Source organism: Rhodococcus sp. ARC_M5 (assembly GCF_022810405.1).
Taxonomy (GTDB): Bacteria; Actinomycetota; Actinomycetes; order Mycobacteriales; family Mycobacteriaceae; genus Rhodococcoides; species Rhodococcoides navarretei.
On record NZ_JALGQE010000020.1, the window covers coordinates 16,309 to 34,696 of the forward strand.

Below are 18,388 nucleotides of genomic sequence, written 5' to 3' on the forward strand. Positions count from 1 at the left end.
AGAGAGGCATAAGCAGTTGCTCTGGCATGAGGTCGGCGAAGCGAGGGTGTAATCGAAGAGTGGTTCTTTTCGTGTCGGTGGCCTTGGGCATACTTGGCACCAAGTGCAGCGACCGTCATCAGGCGTCGCATCTGGGCGACACCTACTCGGAGATCCTCACGGGGATGCACCGGCCGGTGACGACGATCGGAAAGATGTGGCAGAAGAGACGGAGCCTGGCTATACAGGTCAGGCTGGAGAGGACTCGTACTTGCTAGCGCAGGTACGAGAGTCCTTCGGTCGCGTGGTCTACAGCCACAAAACCCGCGAAAAGCAGGCCGACATTTGCTTCACGAAGCACCGGTGGCAGCAGGGTGTCCTTATTGCGCTCACGGCTGTCAGCTCCGGCACCTTCCTGGTCGCGGTGGTCGGCCTATTCGGAGACTCGGCACTTACCAGTCTGGTCACATCGTTCATCGCGCTCCTGGTGACCTGGATCAGCCTTGGGGCCAAGAATTTCAGGTTCGCGGACGAATCCGACGCCCATCGCGGCGTCGCCTCCCAGCTCTGGGACATCCGTGAGTCTTACATCTCCTTGATCTCCGACCTGATGTCCGGCGGCATCTCCGATGAGCAGGCCAGGACTCGGCGCGACGAGCTCCAGGAGGCCACCCGCGGCGCTTACGCCGACTCTCCTAGGACGACCTCGAAGGCATACACACGGGCGCAAGAAGGACTCAAGCACAACGAGGAGATGACCTTCTCTGGCAACGAGATCGACCTGTTCCTCCCCGAAGCGCTTCGTCTCAGTCGGGGCGAGGCACGATCGTGAAGACATCGGAAATCTTCGACGCGTTACTCGCGAACCTCAAAGTCGGCGGCACGGCGGCGTCGGTTGGGGCGCGCAGAGACGAAATTACGAAGTCGCTGAACAAGGACTTCCGGTCCAAGGACGGCGACACCGCCCACAAGTTGATGGTCGGCTCCTACGGCCGGCACACCGCCGTCAAAGGTGTTTCCGATCTCGATATGATTTACATCCTCCCTTCCGATATCCGGACCGATTACAGCAGTGAATCCGGTCCGCGAAGGATGCTCGAGCGCGTCCGGGACGACCTGAAGGCTCGCTACTCGAACACCGACATCCGCGTCGATCAGTGCGTTGTGCGCGTGCAATTCACGAGCAACGCTTTCAAGTTTGAGGTCCAGCCAGCGTTCGAGAACTCTGATGGCAGTTTCGATTACCCGGACACAGCCGCTGGAAGTTGGAAGGTCACCAAGCCTCGCGCCGAGATCGAGGCCACAAAGGCGTGCAACGACCGCACGTCGACGAATATGCGGCATCTTGCGAGGATGGCCCGAGCGTGGAAGAACGCTAACGGTGTAGGTATCGGCGGCCTGCTCATTGACACACTGGTGCATCGGTTCTTCGCCCAGACCACTGACTACGACTCGGCTGGGAGTGGATCGTTCGATTTGATGGTCCGCGACTTCTTCGGCTTCCTCCACCAGGAGCCGGACAAGGACTTTTACCTGGCACTGGGCAGTAGCCAGCGAGTAAAGGTCAAGGCGCGGTTCCAGCCGAAAGCCAAGAAGGCGTACAACCGTTGCCTCGAAGCGATCGCTGAAGAGGGCAAAACTTCGGCGAACAAGAAGTGGCGCGAGGTCTTTGGAACATCAGTGCCACTCAAGGCCGTCGTCGAATCGGCTCGCTCTTTCGACAACACCGAAGAGTTTGTCGAGCAGAAGTACCCGATCGACGTCCAGTACATGCTCGCAATTGACTGCACCGTTGCCCAAAACGGTTGGCGTCCGGCATCCCTGCGCGAGATGCTCCACGCCAAATCTCTGCTTCTGCCCAACAAGGAATTGGACTTCACCATCGCCGAGTGCGACGTTCCTGGTTCATACGATGTCCGTTGGAAAGTGCTCAACCAAGGTGATGAAGCCGAGCGTCGGAACCAAATTCGCGGGCAGATCGTCGAGCCGAACCGCGTGACCGGCAGGCACGAACGCACCTCCTTCCGCGGCGAGCATGTGGTCGAATGCTATGTGGTACAGGATGGAGTAGTGGTCGCACGGGACCGCATTGACGTGCCGATCAGCGCGACGCCTGGTGCTTCCGCCTAGTTGATACCGCCTTGACGCGCAGGGGACCGGCAGTCCGACCTGGCGTCAGATAGGGAGGCGCAAGGAAGCCATCGAGCGTGACCGAATCGGGCATCGGGTGCGATTCGTGTCCGCTAGTTTGTGTCATCTTTACCGGACGGCATCGGCCTGACGCGCGTCGATCCGACGCGACTGGCCAAGTTACGATCCTTGGTGCGTTTGCTGGAGAGAGCGCGCGGGGCAGCTGCCATCCTCGCCACGGATTCGTCGGAGCTCAGTTACCACGAGCGCGCCTCTTCAATTGCTCTGTTGAACGCCTCGCAGACGCCGTCTTCGTCGATGAGCCGGGATCAAACCACACCGCGTCGAGCTTGCCAGTTTTTCGATCGACTGCACACGTTTCACGAGCGAACGAGTTGCGCTGCCAACGCGCGGCTGTCCAGGTATTTCTACAACGACATTCATTACCGATAACAGATATTATGTCAGGTAAAGTGCTGCATATTGTTCCAGCACTTCGCTTTTCGAATATACGAGGAGCTAGCGAGGGAGGATCGAGCCAGGCAGATCGACCTGTACATGGCAGTGACCGTTCCGCGCATTTCGAGCCGTCCTCGGTAGAAGCTTGATGAGACCACCGTGAGGATCTCGCAGCAGCGCTATGCGATGCCGGTACGGACAGCCGAATCGACGGTCCTCCACGTGACGTGACCGCCGTCTACGGATCCGGTACGGACGGCACGTCGACACCGATGGTCGAGCGGGCTGCTGGGGAGCCGACGCGCTCGTACGCAGCCGTCATGTCGATGGACGAGACCGAAGCGACGCTGGTCAGTGCATCGGACACAGTGATGATTCGCCCGTTGACGTACGGGCGGATCTTGAAGAGCTCCTCGACGACCGGGCGCGGTATCTCGATGGTTCTGGTCAGTGCGAAGTCGATGTCGAAAACTACGACCACGACCACGTCGTAATCGCTATCGCGGATTGCGCTGAGGTTTCGTCTGCCTCGAAGCTCGGTCTGCCGCATTCCCTTGACCTGCAAGCGACGCCCGCTCGGATCCTGGACATCCCAGCCTTTCTGGGAGAACGAACCTCGCTGGCCACCGTAGTGCTCGTGCACTATCGCCTCAGCGATGTCACCAACCGGGTTGTTGTTCGTTCGAACTACTCCCCGGACACGGAGTTCGTTCATGGTTCCGGCCCACAGGCGCAGCAGCTCGGCAATGGTCAACGACGACAGGTCTACAGGCACGGCGGCCATGGTAGGCCCGGAAGTCGTCCGGGAACGGAGCGCCCACGACCGCGCACCTGACGTCGATGGACAGCATCGTAGAGATGGTCGACGGCCGACTTCGGGCCGATGCGTCGAGGAAGTGAATCGGGGGCCCCGTCGTCGGACCCCGCGGGTCGAGGATTGGTCATTTGCTTCGGATCGCTATGCGGTATTGCCTGCGAACAGGAGTTCTGGTTCACTAAGTAAATCAGCATTAGTAATCGATTGGAGCTTTCGATGACGCGCAGAGCAGTGGTGGCGGGTGTGGGAATGATCCCCTTCGCCACACCGAGCAAGTCCGATACCTACGACGTGATGGGCACTACTGCCGCGCGCGCGGCATTGGCCGACGCTGGAATCGAGTACAACGTCATCCAGCAGGCGTACGCCGGGTACGTATACGGCGATTCCACGTGCGGCCAGGCCGTCGTGTACGGACTTGGGTTGACCGGTATCCCCGTCATCAACGTCAACAACAACTGCTCCACCGGCTCCTCCGCCCTGTATCTCGCGCGGCAGGCCGTCGAATCCGGCGCAGTCGATGTCGCACTGGCGGTCGGGTTCGAGCAGATGCAACGCGGCGCACTGTCGATGGGCTACTCCGATCGACCGAGTCCGTTCGAGCGCTTCGACGAGGTGATGGATCAGATCCAGGTCCGAGACGAATCCCCCTTTGCCGCACAGATGTTCGGAGGTGCAGGCAAGCAGTACGCAGACAGGTACGGCACCTCGCCCGAGACGTTCGCAAAGATCTCCGTCAAGTCCCGGTTGCATGCGGCGAACAATCCCTACGCGGTGTTCAAGACCCCGACGAGCGTCGAAGAAGTGCTCGCATCGCCGCACATTTACGGCTCACTGACCCGGTTGCAGTGCTGCCCGCCGACCTGTGGGGCCGCTGCGGCGGTCATCGTCAGCGAGGAGTACGCGAAGAAGAACGGGCTCGACGCCTCGATCGTGATCAAAGCGCAGGCCATGACCACCGATTTCGCCTCGACGTTCGACGAGAAGGACATGACCAAGATCGTCGGCTACGACATGTCGAAGGCAGCGGCGCAGCAGGTCTACGAGATGTCCGGTGTCGGCCCCGAGGACATCCGCGTCGTCGAGCTGCACGACTGCTTCACCGCCAACGAGCTGCTCACCTACGAAGCGATCGGTCTCACGCCCGAGGGAACGGCCGAGAAGTTCATCAACGACGGCGACAACACCTACGGCGGCCGAGTCGTCACCAACCCCTCCGGCGGGCTGTTGTCCAAGGGGCATCCGCTCGGCGCGACCGGCCTGGCACAGTGCGCAGAACTGGTGTGGCAGTTGCGTGGACAGGCCGAGAACCGTCAGGTCGAGGGAGATCTCAAGGTCGCTCTGCAACACAACATCGGACTCGGCGGTGCCGCCGTGGTCACCCTGTACGAGAAGGTGAGCTGAGAATGTCCATCGATCCCGCAGCGATCGGGACCGAGCTCGAGCCGGTCGCGATCACCGTCGATGCAGCGCGGTTGCGCTTCTTCGCCAAGGCAATCGGGGAAACGAACCCCGTCTATATCGATACCGATGCGGCCCAGGCCGCCGGGCATCCGGATCTGCCGGTGCCGCCGACGTTCCTGTTCTCCATCGAGCTCGACAGCCCCGATCCGTTCGCGTGGATGTCGGACCTCGGTGTCGATCTGCGCTTCGTCTTGCACGGTGAGCAGATCTTCACCTACCACTCGACGGCACATGCAGGCGACACCTTGACCGCGAGGTCGACCATCACCGATATCTACTCGAAGAAGGGCGGTGCGTTGGACTTCGTCGTCAAGGACACCGCCGTGACCCGAGCCGACGGATCCGCCGTCGCCGATCTTCGCGCAGTGCTCGTCGTACGCAACCCGGGAGGCGGACAATGACATCCACCGAACACATCACGGTCGGGACCGAACTTCCGGCCCTGGACGTCGGCAGAATCTCTCGAACCACGCTGGCGCTGTTCGCCGGTGCATCGGGCGATCACAATCCGATGCACATCGATATCGACGTCGCGAAGTCTGCCGGCCTCGAGGACGTCTTCGCCCACGGCATGCTCTCCATGGCCCACCTGGGTCGGTTGCTGACCAATTGGGTTCCGCAGGAATCGATTCGGTCCTACCGGGTTCGGTTCGCCTCCATCACACCGGTATCGGCCAAGCCGACCGCCACCGGCAAAGTCGTCTCCATCGACGACTCGGCCGGAACCCGAACCGCCACTGTGGAACTCACCGTCACTCTTGCCGACGGCACCGTCACACTCACCGGCGACGCCGTCGTCGCACTCGACTGAAAGAGACCGTTCACATCATGGGAAATCTCGACAACAAGGTCGCCATCGTCTCCGGTTCCGGACGCGGCATCGGCCGTGAAATTGCGCTCAAGCTCGCCCGCGAAGGCGCGAAGGTCGTCGTCAACGATCTCGATACCGCACCGGCCGAGGAAACCGTTGCCGCGATCACAGCAGCGGGCGGGCAGGCCGTGGCATGCGCGGGCAGCGTCACCGACGACGGCTTCGCCGAGCGGTTCGTGCAGACCGCAGTCGATTCGTTCGGCGGCCTGGACATCATCGTCAACAACGCCGGCTACACCTGGGATTCGGTGATTCAGAAGATGACCGACGAGCAGTGGGACGCCATCCTCGACGTGCACCTCAAGGCCCCCTTCCGCATTCTGCGTGCCGCGCAGCCCGTGATCGCCGCCGCGGTGAAGAAGGCCAAGCAGGACGGTCAGCCCGTGCCGTGCCGCAAGGTCGTCAACATCTCCTCCCTCGCCGGCACCGGCGGCAACCCCGGCCAAGCCAACTACTCCTCGGCCAAGGCAGGCATCACCGGTCTGACCAAGACGCTCGCCAAGGAGTGGGGCCGCTACAACGTCACCGTCAACACCGTGGCGTTCGGATTCATCAAGACCCGCCTCACCGAAGCCTCGGCCGACGGCGCAGCCACCATCGATGTGCAGGGCCGCGAGATCAAGGTCGGCGTCAACCCCGATCTGATGACCGCGATGGAGCAGATGATCCCGCTCGGGCGCGCCGGCGCACCCAGCGAAGCCGCGGGATCGGTGTACCTGCTGTGCACCCCCGAGTCCGACTACGTCAGCGCCCAGACCTTGGTCTGCGGCGGCGGCTTCAACTTCTAGGAGTCGACGATGAAGACAGCGGACTATCGGCCGACATGGATCGACGACGACGTCGTCGCGCTCAAGGACATGGCCACGAAATTCTTCCAGGCCGAGCTCCTACCGAACCAGGAACGCTTCGCCGAGCAGAAGTGCGTCGACCGGAGCTTCTGGAACGCCGCGGGAGACCTCGGTCTGCTGTGCGCCTCGATCCCGGAGGAATACGGCGGCGGCGGCGGGACCTACGCCCACGACTTCGCGATCTTCGACGCCCAGTACGGTCTCGGCGACACCAGCTTCGGCAACATGGTGCACAGCGGCATCGTCGCCCACTACATCCTTGCGTACGGAACCGAGGACCAGAAGCAGCGATGGTTGCCCAAGATGGCCACCGGTGAGATCGTCGGGGCGATCGCCATGAGTGAGCCGGGTGCCGGATCCGACCTCAAGACCATGCGCAGCAGCGCCCGCCGCGACGGCGATGACTTCGTGCTCAACGGGGCGAAGACGTTCATCTCCAACGGCAAACACGCCGACCTGGTCATCGTCGCCGTCAAGACCGATCCGTCGGCCGGTGCCAAGGGCGTATCGCTGATCGTCGTCGAGACCGCCGATGCCCCGGGATACCGAGTGGGGCGCGTGCTGGACAAGATCGGCATGAAGGGTCAGGACACCGCCGAGTTGTTCTTCGAAGACGTCCGTGTCCCGGCCGAGAATCTGCTCGGCGACGCCGGCGCCGGCTTCGCGTACCTGATGAAACAGTTACCACACGAGCGGTTGGTGATCGGGGTGTGCGCAGCCGCAGCAACGCAAACCGCTGTGGCTCTGACAGTGCAGTACACCAAGGACCGTGCGGCATTCGGCGGTCCGCTCTTCGACATGCAGAACACCCGCTTCCAGCTCGCCGAATGCGCCACCCTTGCTCACGTGTCACGAGTGTTCGTCGACAGCTGCATCGAGCGTCATCTGCGCGGCGAGCTCGACAGTGCGACCGCGTCGATGGCGAAGGCGTACACCACGGAGGTGCAGGGGCAGGTCGTCGACAAGTGCCTTCAGCTGTTCGGTGGCTACGGATACATGGCCGAATATCAGATCGCCCGGATGTACGCCGATGCCCGCGTGCAACGCATCTACGGCGGATCGAACGAAGTGATGAAGGACCTCATCGCGCGATCGCTGTAGCTGCTCCACCGCCCGACTCGAATCGAAGAGAAAGCGACGAACACTGTGGGACCTCTGGATGGCGTACGAGTGGTCGAGATTGCGAGCCTGGCTCCGGCCCCGTTCGGGTGCATGATCCTGGCCGATATGGGGGCCGAGATCATCCGGGTCGACCGCGCGGGCGGACGTGCATCGGCAGGTCTCACCCCGCCTGCCGGGCCTCTCGATCGCGGGCGGCGCAGCATCGCGGTGGATTTGAAGGATCCTGCCGGGATCGAGGCGGTACGCACACTGGTGGCCACTGCGGACGTGTTCGTCGAAGGATTCCGGCCGGGGGTGGCCGAACGTCTCGGCATCGGACCTACCGAGCTGCTCGAGATCAACCCGCGGCTGGTGTACGGGCGCATGACCGGTTGGGGCCAGGACGGCCCGCTGGCCCCGCGGGCCGGCCATGACATCAACTACATCGCCGTGGCCGGGGCGTTGGAACCGATCGGGCGCGCCGGTGAGAGGCCCCACGCGCCGATGAATCTGGTCGGCGACTTCGGCGGCGGTGGGTTGATGCTCGCGCTCGGGATCGTCTCGGCACTGTTCGAGCGGGAGCGGTCCGGGCAGGGACAGGTCGTCGACGCTGCAATGGTGGACGGGGCAGCGTTGTTGACCACGTTCATGCACGGCATGCACGCCAGCGGCATGTGGGACGGCCCGCGGGGAACCAACGCCCTCGACGGTGGAGCGCCGTTCTACGACACCTACGAAACATCCGACGGTCTGTATATGGCCGTCGGATCGGTGGAGCCGCAGTTCTACGCGCAACTCCTCGACGCCCTGGGCGTGATTGCGGCCGAGATCCCCTCCCAGTTGGATGCCGCCGCATGGCCGGAGCTGAAGAAGCTGATCGCAAGCAAATTCGTGCAGAACACTCGCGCGCATTGGACGGAGGTGTTCGCAGACTCCGACGCCTGCGTCTCCCCCGTGCTGTCGCCATGGGAAGCGCACGAGCACCCGCACAACAAGGCTCGCGAAGCGTTCATCGAGGTCGGTGGGGTCGTGCAACCGGCACCGGCCCCCCGGTTCGACCGAACGGTCAACGCGGTTCCGGTCCCGATGGACGACGGCGGTCGCGACGTGACCGAGACGCTCACCCGCTGGGGTCTCGGGGCGGACACCGTGACCGCGATGACCTCCTCGGGCGCAGTCCGCTGACCGATACGTGCGATCAGCGATCGAGCCCGAGTACCGCGTCGCCGATGCAGGCGAGCTCGTGAACGAGTTCGCCTGCCGGTGTCGTGGTGAACCGATCGACCGCGATGTTGACGACCACGATGTTGACCACCGTGATCGCGGCGAGGACGGTTGCCCGCAGTTCCTCGGTATCGGTATCGGTACCGGGATGAACAGAGGCCAGAAGATGAACCCACTCGTCGACGTATTCGCGCTGCCTGGACCGCAGCTGGTGCCGCAACGGGTCGGTCAGACTCGCCGTTTCGTTGACCACGATGGTCACCAGAGCAGGATGATCGGTCATCGACTCGATGTACGACACCAACGACAGATGCACGCCGTGCGCCGCAGATTCCGCGTGTGCGAGCGCTTTGTTCAACCCGATGTCAAGCATGTCGGCACCCCGATTGAGTGCGGCGATGAGAATGTCGTCCTTCTTCGCGAAGTGGTTGTACACGCTCGGTCCGGCCATTCCGGCGGATTGCCCGATCTCGTCCATCGTCACAGCGTGGAAGCCGCGTTCGGCGAACAGTGTTGTCGCTTCACCCAGAAGGACTTCTCGCCGAGAGCGGCGCGTGTGCCGTGGCGGTGCGAGTGTCCTGACAGGGTCGACGCTCGGTTCCGGCTGATCGAAACGGACGTCGACGACCCTGCCGATGATCGTCTCGAGCAGTGACCGGTACCGCTCGCTGGGCACCTGTGCGCGGTGGTAGGAGGGACTGAGCAGGATTGCAATCACGGCATCGGCGAGGAGTCGGCACTCGTCTGCACTGGAGGCCGGCCTGTGAGCGGCGATCAACTCACCGACACGCTGCTGGCAGTATCGGCGGCGATCGCGAAGTTCGGTCCGTTGATGCTCGGGGAGATTGCGGGCCTCGCGTTGCCAGAGCACTCCGATGTCGCGGCGCGAGACTGCCAGCGTTACCAACGTCGACATCGTCGAGGCGAAGTCGGCAGTGTCGTCGGCGAGCGCGGCAACGAACCGATCGGAGCCTTCGAGTGTCAGTTCGGTGAGCATCGATTCCTTGTTGCGGAAGTGCTTGTACAGCGCTCCTGCTGTGATGCCCACCGCATCGGCGATCTCGGAGATGTTGGCGTTGCTGTATCCGACAGTGCCGAACTGAGCCGCAGCGGCCGTCAATATCTGGGCCCGACGGTCGCGGGGGCGGCGCGTACCGACTCCGGTGGACTTCACCTGCGCTGTACTCATTGCCCGCCGATCCGTTCCGAACATCCGATGGTGCCGATCCTAGTGATGTACCACGCGCACACCGCACTTCTCGTAACTCTCGACGCCGCACCGGGGCACGGCGTCCCGTCGCGTCGCCCCCTGGGATCAGGGCGCTGAGCTCGCGAAGCCGACAAGGCTGTAGAAGCTAATGAAAAATTACTTATTGCATTGAAAGCCACTACAGAACGATTTGCAACCTCTACTATTGCCAGTAGAAATTTACCGAGCAGGTATCGAAGGGGAAAGCGGCTATGCCAACGATCGGAAGCATGTTGACCGTCAGTGCGCAGCGGTGTCCGGACAGGACGGCGCTGGTGCTCGCATCGAGTAGGCGTACCTACCGAGAACTCGACGCCGAGGTCAATCGTGCAGCCCACGCACTGCACCGACTCGGGTTGAGCAAGGGAGATCGATTCGCCCTGATGGCCGGGAACTCCGATTGGTTCGTGATCGCGTTCTATGCCGCGGCAAAGCTCGGAGCCATCGTCGTACCCATCAACCCACGATCCGCTGGACCGGAACTGCGCTATCTCCTCGACGATTCAGGTGCATCGGTCCTGGCATTCGATGCAACCGTCTCGCAGGTGGTCACCGAGACCGTCGGTGACGCGAGCTCCCCGCTGCTCCTCGCGCTCGGACACGTGGAGGGGCACCGCAGTCTCGCGGACCTCGCCGCCGACGAGCCCGACTCCACACCCGAGGTCCTGGTCGACGAATCCGACGATGCGCTGATTCTCTACACCTCCGGAACTACAGGTCGCCCCAAAGGCGCTCTGTTCGACCATCATCGGACCATCTGGGTGGGTATTTCACTCACCAGCCTGTTCGGGCTCACCGAGGCGGACCGGCTGCTGCACGTCGCTCCGCTCTACCATGCAGCCGAGCTGACGATGATGCTCATTCCCGGCACGATGGTCGGCGCGACACATGTCGTACTCCCCGGCTTCGAGCCCACAGCAGTACTGGACGCGCTCGAGAGCGAGCGGATCACCGGCTTCTTCGGCGTGCCGACGATGTACCAGATGCTGCTCCGCCAACCCGACCTCGCCGACCGCGACCTCAGCGCATGGAGGACCGGAATCTTCGGTGCCGCACCGATGCCCGCTGACGCCGTCGGCCGCCTCCTCGACGCACTGCCGGCAGTGAACCTCTACCAAGCGTGCGGTCAGACCGAAGGTGGACCGGGCGGAATCTACAGCCGCCCGCACGAGGTACGGGCCAAGCCCTCCGCAAGCGGCCGATTCAGCCTGCTCAACACCGTCGTCCGAGTGGTCGACCCGGAGAACCGGGATGTGCCACGCGGGGAGACCGGGGAGCTGATCCTGCAGGGCGAGACCGTCATGAAGGGCTACTGGAACAAGCCGCGAGAGACCGCAGACGTCCTACGCGAGGGATGGCTGCACACCGGCGACCTCGCGCGAATCGACGACGACGGATACATCACGCTGGTCGACCGAATGAAGGACATGATCATCACCGGTGGCCGCAACGTCTACTCCGTCGAAGTCGAGAATGCTCTGGCCGGCACCCCCGGGGTTGCCGACTGCGCCGTCGTCGGCCGCAGCGACGCCGTGTACGGCGAAACCATCGTCGCCGTCGTCACCCCACTTCCCGGTTGCGACATCACGCTCGACGAACTCCGTGAGCACGCCGGAAAGCTGGTCTCCGACTACAAACTGCCGCGCGAGCTGGTCATCGCCGAGATCCCCCGCAACCCGTCCGGCAAGATCATGAAACACAAACTGCGCGACAAGCTTCAACACAGCGCAACGTCGTCAGGGCCAAGCCAACACCCCTGACGGCCGGCGTCGCTGCGATACACCCGCCACCGCCGACCGACTCGTGCAGCGCCTCGGCACTGCACGAGTCGCACGCAGCAGCGGAGCAACACCTCCGACACGACAGCATCGAGATAGTCAGTTCCACACAACAATCGGCAGCGCGGGGGCCTGCCGCCACAGACCGGACCGGTCCGGTCCGGCAACGAACAAGGACCGACATGACTGCACGCCCCCTCTCCGTCCTGCGACCGGTCTGCGCGATCGCTGTGGCCGTGGCCATCGCGGTGACATCGGCACCGACTGCCGCCGCCGCGCCGACCAGCCTTGCTTTCATCGAGCCTTACGACATGGGGCCCACCGCAGCGCCGAACGTCGAGACCACGTACGTCACTGTTTCGGCACCCCTCGGGCCCAGCGGCATAGCAATCCCCGATGCCTGCCAGAACCTGGGCTACCTCCGCGTCAAATCCGGTTCGGGCCCAGATGATCCGGAGAAGTCGGATGCAGTACTCATCACCCAACCGGGGGTGTACGAAGGCGCAGGAATGTTGGCACCGTTCGCCTCGAACACCGTGCGCGCAGCGGCCCTTCAGGGCCGCAACATCGAAGTGTGGGTCATAGACCGCCGAGCGAACTGTCTCGAAGACCCCACCGGGCTCGAGCGCGCAAAACAGAACAACGATCCAGATGCTGCAGCGCAGTACTACCTACAGGACAACGCGCGCATCGAAGCCCCCCTCGATCCTGACATCGCCGTGACGAGTCTGCTCGGCATCGAGCAAACTCTTCGCGACCAACAAGTCATCACCGACCAGCTCCCAGAGCAGTTCAGGTCGAGCAAACTCTTCTGCGGAGGACACTCCCTCGGAGCCCTCATCGCCGGGGCACAAGCCAATCGGCTCGACGTCAACGGAGCCCTCGCCGCACCCTGCGCCGGATACTTCTCCCTCGACTCTCGTTTCGCCACCACCGGCTCTGCATTGTTCGACGCCATCGACTCACTGGGCATCGGACTCAATGCCCTCACCCCCGCGACGGGCGTTCTACCGACGATCCCGCTGCTCAACCGCGCCCTGGGCTTGGCGGCGAGCATCGCTTCCGCTGCAGACCTTGCCCCCGATGCCGAGTCCACGATCGTGGGCACCATCCCCGACGACCTCCTCAACGAGCTACTTGCACAAGCGCTGATATCCCCCACCGTCGTCGACTTTCTCCGCGCCGAACCCGACATCTCCCGCACTCGAATCACCAACGCGGCGCTGCTGGGACTCGTGCTCGACGACAACACCCAACCACTGGGCTACTTACGCAGCAGCATCGGCGGATTCGGCACGCCCGCCGACCTCAAGAACCTCGTTCTCCCCGCCCAGCTGCCGCAGATCTACACCGGTCTCGTCGGCGGGAACACGATGGTCGCCCCCGTTGCCATCGACGGCCCAATCACCTGGCTGCCCTACGACCGCATCCCCACCAGCGGACTTCAGACCCGCGACGGCATCACGTACACCACTCCCGACAGCGAAGTCACCGACATACGACAACTGGCGAGCTTGATGGCGAACCCGGTAGTCGACGGCATCGAGTGGAACTTCCCCCTGCGACTACTGCTCGAACTGCTCGCTCTCAACTCCGGAGACCGCACAGCGGACCTGCAGAACTTCGCTCCCGTCCTGACCATGCCCGACCGCCCCATCCTCTACCTGGACGGCGCGGACTCCGGTTTCGCAGACGGGCTGCAGCAAGCAAACGCACCCACCGACGGTCGCACCATCGCGGTTACCGGCTACAACCACCTCGACGTGTGCACCGCCGCGTGGACGCAGACGCGGCCGGAACCGGTCAGCGCAGCGATCGTCGGCGAACTAATTGCGCCCACCTTGGACTGGTAGAACGACCGTAACGGTCAGATATGCCAGGGGTGACGCCGTCGCAGACAGGATAGGAAATATCGACAGCTCGGTCGGAGTCACCGATGATGGCCATGGACGGTACCGCGTTGCAGACGCTGAGCAGAAGGTCAGCTCTTGCTGCGACAGGAACAGGTGTGGCTTCGCCGGTCTCGACAGCGTGTGTGCGATTGTCTCGAATCACAGGCAAAGACTGCTGTTTGTCGAGTTGGCGCACCTCGTCTTGACCGAGCTCGCTCATCGTCTGCGCAAGCAACGCCCGAGCAACGACATAGCCGGCGGGAGCCGCACGGGTAGCGGATTGACCGTCTTATACGGTCGACGTTGACCGAATCGTAACGCGCCGCCAAGATCGGCGCGAGCGCTCACGGTCCGATGGTGCTGGATCAGTATGAGGAAGCGTCACCATGGCATTCAGGCACTGTGCCGCAACTAGTTTCATGAGGCAGGTTGCCCTGCAGCATATTCGTCAGTGCCCGCCTCTACAGTGTCGGGTGTGAGCGACAACCAGTGCGTGGCCACGGTGCCTGAGCGTGTGCTCGACGAGCTTGCGCAGGTGGTAATCGACAGGATCGATCAACTCCTCGATCGGGTGACCGATCGCGCTGTGGGCGCGCCGCCTCCGGGATCGGCGGCGTGGGAGTTGGAGTGGAGTGCCCGAGACACTGTGATCGGACGTGCGCGCGTGGCCGAAAGATCGCGTGTACGAGAGGAATTGGCGCGCCGCGCGTGCGCCGAACTCGGCATCGCCGAAGGTTCCGCACCGGCGGTGCCGGCTCGGCACGCTCCCCCGGTACGACCCCTCCGGACGAAGCCCGGACGTGTCCGCGTCGACGAGGCGCAGCTGACCTTCTTCTGAACCTGCCGCTCGAACTCTTTTCCCCGATGGGTGCAGGCGTACGACCCCGCTGCTGTCCTGCGGCACCCGTTTACCGACGCACGGTGCGTTTCTTGGTGCCTGCGGTGGATTTGCGGTCCTCGAACTTCAGCTTGAATCCAAATGTCTTGCTGCCCTGGTACGTACCTGCGGCCAGTGCGCCTCGGGCCCGGTACGTCTTACCTGTCTTGCTCGTGGCGTCGAATTCGATGGTCTCCCCGGCCAATAGCTTCTCCAGTTCCTGATCGGTGAAGTCCTTACCCCGCCAGTGTTCGTTGGCACCCCATCCGCGACCTTTGAACGTCACCGGCTTGCCTTTCCACACTCCACTGACCAGATCGGTCCGAGGTGCACGCTCCTCGAATCGAGGGTTGAAGCTCACGTGTGGGTACTGCTTGCCGTCTTTCTCCCTCACGCCTGGTTCGAGCTTTCCCGTGCAGGTGAACGTCTTTCCCGACTTCGCGCTCGTCGAGACGATCTCGATGACCCGGCCGGCGAGCAGTGCCGCTGCTTCGGTGTCGGTGAACCGGTGGCCGCCGAAGACCCGCTTGGCGCGGGTCACGACCGTGCCTGCGTGGGTGAAATGCAGCTCCGGTGGCAGCTCGATCATCTCCATCGCTTCTCGGGTCACCCCGGCCTTGCCCATCCGTGCGGTGAGCTCGCCGGACAACGTCCTCGCATTCGCCGTCATCGTCGCGAGGTCGCGGCGCACCAGATCCGCCACGAGGGAAAGATAGTCGGCTGCCTTGCCGGTTCCGGCCTCGATCTGCGCCATCTGCTCGAAGACCTGCTCGGTGATCGTCAGATCCCCGATGTGCGTGCCCGGCAGGATCCGATGGTTGAGTTCACCGATCGCGCTGAGGGTGATCTTGCCGCGCTTCTCGATCATCAAGGCCTTGCCGCCCGAGTTGTTCGTGACCTCGGCATAGGTGCTTGTCCGGGTCGCGCCGGTACCTACGCTCCGCTTCTCGAGCTGTTTCATCAACCATCCCATCGTCGGATGCGGCGGCCGCGGCGGGAAGCCCTCGTGGACGAACGGGTCCGCGATAGTACCCAACGCCGTCGCACCAGTGGGTTGCTCGTCGCGCTCGCCGCCGTCCTCCTCCTCGACGACGAACACACCTTTCCATCCGAGCACTGCGGGCACATTCAGCGAGCCGACGAAGCTCGGGTACTTCTCGACGTGGCCGCGATGCTGGTCGTACTCGTAATCGGGGGCGAGCATCGTCAGGTAGTTCTTCGCGAGGAGCTCGTAGATCTCCCGACCCAGCTCGCCGTAGGCCTTCTCCACTGCCGCGAGGCTCGGCGGTACGTTGGGCCCCGGACGGTTGGCACCGTGCGCGCCACCGGACTTGACGTGGCTCGTACGTGGGCCGCGATGGCTCAGCGCCGCCGGATCCACGCCCACCACACCGGCGATCGCGTCGACCGATGGAAGCAGCTCGTTGAACTGCTCGATCGAGATGAACTTGTCCTCGGTACGCGGGTAGGACACCACCTGCGCCTCGTACATCTTCTGATAGGTGTCGAGAACGTTCTTCGCCCCGAAGCCCTTCTTCGCGAGCAGTGACGACAGTCCGGCCAGGTCCATCAGTTTCGGCGGTCCCGTTTTCTTGCGTGTGGTCCCGTCGTGGACGACCGGTGACGACTGAAGGCCGCCGGGAACATCGTTCTCGTTCTCGAATCGATCGACCTCGGGGTCGGTGTACGTCACGCCGTTCTCGTCCCGAAACCGGTTCTCGTAGAACGCCTTCTTGACGTATCCGTGGTGCGCGTCGAGCCCGTCACCGACGATCACGACCATCGCGGACTTGAGCCGCCCGTTACGCAGTACCGTGCTCGCCCCGGTCGTCTTGGTCGCAACTCTGGTGAACTGCATCGAGAGCATGTCCCACTTCGACCGGAAGTCGGCCTTGCGGTAGTCGCCCTCGGCAGCGATCGCCGTGACCGGGCGACGGGCTGTGAAGGCCTTACGCAGCGATGCCGGTGTCTCGTCCAGGAACTCCATGCGTTCGAGCTTCTTGTTCTCGAGGCCCAGGTACTCCACGATCTCCCAGCCCAGCAGTGAGCCTTCACCTGTCGGATCGAGATCGGCTGCATTGCAGACGCTCTCGCACTCCGAGAGCACTGTCTTGAGGTCCTGCAGCAAGCTTTTCGCGTCCGGATCGGTGACCAGCTTGCCGCCGGACACCCGGCGCCGGATCTCTCGCTCCCAGCGGAAGTCGTCGGCGTTCCACGGGAGATATTCGAGCTCCCAGCTCTTGTACTTGTCGGTGAGAGGCGCGGGCACCATCGCGGAAGGGTCTTTCAACTCCAGCAGGTGGCCGCGAGCGTGGACGATGACGTACTCCGTGCCTGCGAACGTGCCACTCATACCGCCCAGTGCGGCGGCGAAGTTGCGAGCTGCGGAGGGCTTTTCGGTGAGGATTCCGACTTTTCCCATGACAATAGATCCTTCTCTGCGGTGCGTGCGGCGTGTGGACAGCGAGGGTGTTGCCGGTGGCCGGTCGGGCTAGAGGCCTGCGCTGACGAGGCGATAGTTCGCGACCTTCCAGCCGTCAGCGGTGCGTTCGAGGTCGACGGCTCCGGTGTAGCCGGTGAACGGGGTGATCTCACCGCTGCGGTGTTGGACGACGCGGTCGATGACGACAGCCACGGTGGACTGGTTGTCACCGTCCATCTCGGCGGCTGTGCCGTCGGCGTAGACGCTGGTGTCCGGTCGAGCGACGGCGGTGACGACGTCTCCGCTGCGTGCCCATGCCGACCACTCCGGGATCGGCTGCGGGGCTGGATCGGGTGGCGTGGCGGCGGCGGTGGCCATCGATCCGGTCACGTTGTCGCGCTGGGCGTGCAGGGCATCCCACGGTGAATCCTGCACTGCCGGTTGCCAGGTGAACACACCGGACATCACCGACGTCGCGACGCCGACCGGGTCGGTGGCCGACGGGTCGATGGCGATCCCGGCGTCCGTGCCCGGTGGTGGCGGTGTGTCCGAACCGCGGAACACGAACACGACCAGAGCGGCAATGGCGACCACCCCGACGAGACCGAGACACGCGAACACGATGCCTGCTCTTCGGCTCATCTCGTGTGCTCCTGCGAGTCGGAGTCGTTCGCTGACTCAGCGTCGGTGTCGCAGATCTGGCCCAGCGCAGCGGCTTTGGCGATGACTTCGAGCCAATCGACGATCGGTGCATCCGCCTGGCGGTTGTGGAGGATCTGTGCCATATCTGTGCTCCTTGGTCTGTGATGGTGCCAGTGTCCTGGTGGCCACCGACAACAAATGTGGTTGTGTGCCGCGCTAGCCGACGGTGGGGACTCCTGCTCCGGCGACAACGCTCACCGTCCAGATCGCCCACATGACGAGCGCGGTCGCCGCCACGTGGATGGCTTTGCGGAGCGCAGTGACAGTCCAGTTCTGCGCTCGCGCAGAGGCGTCGGCGACAGCGATGAGGCTGCCTATGGTCATCGCCGCGGTGACGGCAATGACGGCCCACCAACCATGCGCGAGAACGTCGCTGGTCGCCGCGGCGCGGCCGCTGTCCTCGATCGTGGTGATCATCGACTCCAGGATCAATCGGGCGACGGGAACAGCCCACACCGTCCATACGATGACCGAGGTCAGAGCAAGGGCTGTCAGTGCTCGATGCCGATCGTGGGACGTCAGGTGGTGGCTGGTGCGTGTCGGCGCGGTGCTCATGAGTGGGCCTTTCCGTCGAG

The 18,388-nt window shown here is 63.4% G+C and carries 17 protein-coding genes; 11 read left to right on the forward strand and 6 right to left on the reverse strand.

Annotated features, from left to right (window positions below):
* Positions 1 to 196 precede the first annotated feature (196 nt).
* Entirely contained in the window at positions 197 to 811 is a 615-nt protein-coding gene (locus MTX34_RS22120; protein WP_206509835.1) for an SLATT domain-containing protein, read from the forward strand.
* A complete protein-coding gene (locus MTX34_RS26060; protein WP_206509836.1) occupies positions 808 to 2,109 on the forward strand; it encodes a nucleotidyltransferase in 1,302 nt (433 codons plus the stop codon). Before MTX34_RS22120 ends, MTX34_RS26060 begins: the two co-directional genes overlap by 4 nt.
* Positions 2,110 to 2,806: 697 nt before the next feature.
* Here MTX34_RS26060 and MTX34_RS22130 read toward each other — a convergent pair.
* The gene (locus MTX34_RS22130) at positions 2,807 to 3,343 is read right to left on the reverse strand and encodes a hypothetical protein (RefSeq protein ID WP_243597278.1); all 537 of its coding nucleotides are present in this window, start codon (positions 3,341 to 3,343) and stop codon (positions 2,807 to 2,809) included.
* 258 nt (positions 3,344 to 3,601) lie between these two features.
* Here MTX34_RS22130 and MTX34_RS22135 point away from each other — a divergent pair, with 258 nt between their 5' ends.
* The 6 genes from MTX34_RS22135 to MTX34_RS22160 are packed head-to-tail and all read left to right on the forward strand — an operon-like array spanning position 3,602 to position 8,854.
* Entirely contained in the window at positions 3,602 to 4,789 is a 1,188-nt protein-coding gene (locus MTX34_RS22135) for a lipid-transfer protein (protein ID WP_243597279.1), read from the forward strand.
* A 2-nt stretch (positions 4,790 to 4,791) separates the two neighbouring features.
* Positions 4,792 to 5,250 carry a MaoC family dehydratase N-terminal domain-containing protein gene (locus MTX34_RS22140; protein ID WP_243597280.1) on the forward strand — a complete coding sequence of 153 codons (459 nt, stop codon included), beginning with the start codon at positions 4,792 to 4,794 and terminating at the stop codon, positions 5,248 to 5,250.
* Positions 5,247 to 5,660: a MaoC/PaaZ C-terminal domain-containing protein gene (locus MTX34_RS22145; RefSeq protein WP_243597281.1), complete on the forward strand. Its 414-nt coding sequence runs from the start codon at positions 5,247 to 5,249 to the stop codon at positions 5,658 to 5,660. Before MTX34_RS22140 ends, MTX34_RS22145 begins: the two co-directional genes overlap by 4 nt.
* A 17-nt stretch (positions 5,661 to 5,677) precedes the next feature.
* Complete coding sequence (locus MTX34_RS22150; protein WP_243597282.1) at positions 5,678 to 6,508, forward strand: SDR family NAD(P)-dependent oxidoreductase; 831 nt, start codon at positions 5,678 to 5,680, stop codon at positions 6,506 to 6,508.
* Positions 6,509 to 6,517: 9 nt separating this feature from the next.
* Entirely contained in the window at positions 6,518 to 7,669 is a 1,152-nt protein-coding gene (locus tag MTX34_RS22155) for an acyl-CoA dehydrogenase family protein (protein ID WP_243597283.1), read from the forward strand.
* A gap of 45 nt (positions 7,670 to 7,714) precedes the next feature.
* On the forward strand, positions 7,715 to 8,854 hold the full coding sequence (locus tag MTX34_RS22160) for a CaiB/BaiF CoA-transferase family protein (protein ID WP_243597284.1): 1,140 nt from the start codon (positions 7,715 to 7,717) through the stop codon (positions 8,852 to 8,854).
* Positions 8,855 to 8,867: 13 nt separating this feature from the next.
* Here the strand turns inward: MTX34_RS22160 and MTX34_RS22165 are convergent, their stop codons facing one another.
* The gene (locus MTX34_RS22165) at positions 8,868 to 10,082 is read right to left on the reverse strand and encodes a TetR/AcrR family transcriptional regulator (RefSeq protein ID WP_243597285.1); all 1,215 of its coding nucleotides are present in this window, start codon (positions 10,080 to 10,082) and stop codon (positions 8,868 to 8,870) included.
* A gap of 290 nt (positions 10,083 to 10,372) precedes the next feature.
* Between MTX34_RS22165 and MTX34_RS22170 the strand changes: the two genes are divergently transcribed.
* From MTX34_RS22170 to MTX34_RS22180, 3 genes are all read left to right on the forward strand, one after another.
* Complete coding sequence (locus tag MTX34_RS22170) at positions 10,373 to 11,902, forward strand: class I adenylate-forming enzyme family protein (RefSeq protein ID WP_243597286.1); 1,530 nt, start codon at positions 10,373 to 10,375, stop codon at positions 11,900 to 11,902.
* 200 nt (positions 11,903 to 12,102) lie between these two features.
* A complete protein-coding gene (locus MTX34_RS22175) occupies positions 12,103 to 13,773 on the forward strand; it encodes a hypothetical protein (RefSeq protein WP_243597287.1) in 1,671 nt (556 codons plus the stop codon).
* 514 nt (positions 13,774 to 14,287) lie between these two features.
* Positions 14,288 to 14,650 carry a hypothetical protein gene (locus tag MTX34_RS22180; protein ID WP_243597288.1) on the forward strand — a complete coding sequence of 121 codons (363 nt, stop codon included), beginning with the start codon at positions 14,288 to 14,290 and terminating at the stop codon, positions 14,648 to 14,650.
* Positions 14,651 to 14,720: 70 nt separating this feature from the next.
* On the opposite strand, the gene MTX34_RS22185 is transcribed toward MTX34_RS22180, so the two are convergent.
* The 4 genes from MTX34_RS22185 to MTX34_RS22200 all read right to left on the reverse strand — a co-directional run bounded on the left by MTX34_RS22185 (position 14,721) and on the right by MTX34_RS22200 (position 18,368).
* On the reverse strand, positions 14,721 to 17,111 hold the full coding sequence (locus MTX34_RS22185) for a DNA topoisomerase III (protein ID WP_243610837.1): 2,391 nt from the start codon (positions 17,109 to 17,111) through the stop codon (positions 14,721 to 14,723).
* 69 nt (positions 17,112 to 17,180) lie between these two features.
* Positions 17,181 to 17,753 carry a hypothetical protein gene (locus MTX34_RS22190; protein WP_243610838.1) on the reverse strand — a complete coding sequence of 191 codons (573 nt, stop codon included), beginning with the start codon at positions 17,751 to 17,753 and terminating at the stop codon, positions 17,181 to 17,183.
* Complete coding sequence (locus MTX34_RS22195) at positions 17,750 to 17,896, reverse strand: hypothetical protein (RefSeq protein ID WP_243597291.1); 147 nt, start codon at positions 17,894 to 17,896, stop codon at positions 17,750 to 17,752. Before MTX34_RS22195 ends, MTX34_RS22190 begins: the two co-directional genes overlap by 4 nt.
* A 73-nt stretch (positions 17,897 to 17,969) precedes the next feature.
* The gene (locus tag MTX34_RS22200; protein WP_243610839.1) at positions 17,970 to 18,368 is read right to left on the reverse strand and encodes a hypothetical protein; all 399 of its coding nucleotides are present in this window, start codon (positions 18,366 to 18,368) and stop codon (positions 17,970 to 17,972) included.
* Between the last annotated feature and the right edge of the window lie 20 nt (positions 18,369 to 18,388).

Bases quoted from the DNA above. Each gene is read 5' to 3' on its own strand.
- MTX34_RS22155 (WP_243597283.1), top strand. From the start codon at position 6,518: ATGAAGACAGCGGACTATCGGCCGACATGGATCGACGACGACGTCGTC.
- MTX34_RS22135 (WP_243597279.1), top strand. From the start codon at position 3,602: ATGACGCGCAGAGCAGTGGTGGCGGGTGTGGGAATGATCCCCTTCGCC.
- MTX34_RS22200 (WP_243610839.1), bottom strand. From the start codon at position 18,368: ATGAGCACCGCGCCGACACGCACCAGCCACCACCTGACGTCCCACGAT.
- MTX34_RS22175 (WP_243597287.1), top strand. From the start codon at position 12,103: ATGACTGCACGCCCCCTCTCCGTCCTGCGACCGGTCTGCGCGATCGCT.
- MTX34_RS22165 (WP_243597285.1), bottom strand. From the start codon at position 10,082: ATGAGTACAGCGCAGGTGAAGTCCACCGGAGTCGGTACGCGCCGCCCC.
- MTX34_RS22145 (WP_243597281.1), top strand. From the start codon at position 5,247: ATGACATCCACCGAACACATCACGGTCGGGACCGAACTTCCGGCCCTG.
- MTX34_RS22190 (WP_243610838.1), bottom strand. From the start codon at position 17,753: ATGAGCCGAAGAGCAGGCATCGTGTTCGCGTGTCTCGGTCTCGTCGGG.
- MTX34_RS22140 (WP_243597280.1), top strand. From the start codon at position 4,792: ATGTCCATCGATCCCGCAGCGATCGGGACCGAGCTCGAGCCGGTCGCG.
- MTX34_RS22170 (WP_243597286.1), top strand. From the start codon at position 10,373: ATGTTGACCGTCAGTGCGCAGCGGTGTCCGGACAGGACGGCGCTGGTG.
- MTX34_RS22195 (WP_243597291.1), bottom strand. From the start codon at position 17,896: ATGGCACAGATCCTCCACAACCGCCAGGCGGATGCACCGATCGTCGAT.
- MTX34_RS22185 (WP_243610837.1), bottom strand. From the start codon at position 17,111: ATGGGAAAAGTCGGAATCCTCACCGAAAAGCCCTCCGCAGCTCGCAAC.
- MTX34_RS22150 (WP_243597282.1), top strand. From the start codon at position 5,678: ATGGGAAATCTCGACAACAAGGTCGCCATCGTCTCCGGTTCCGGACGC.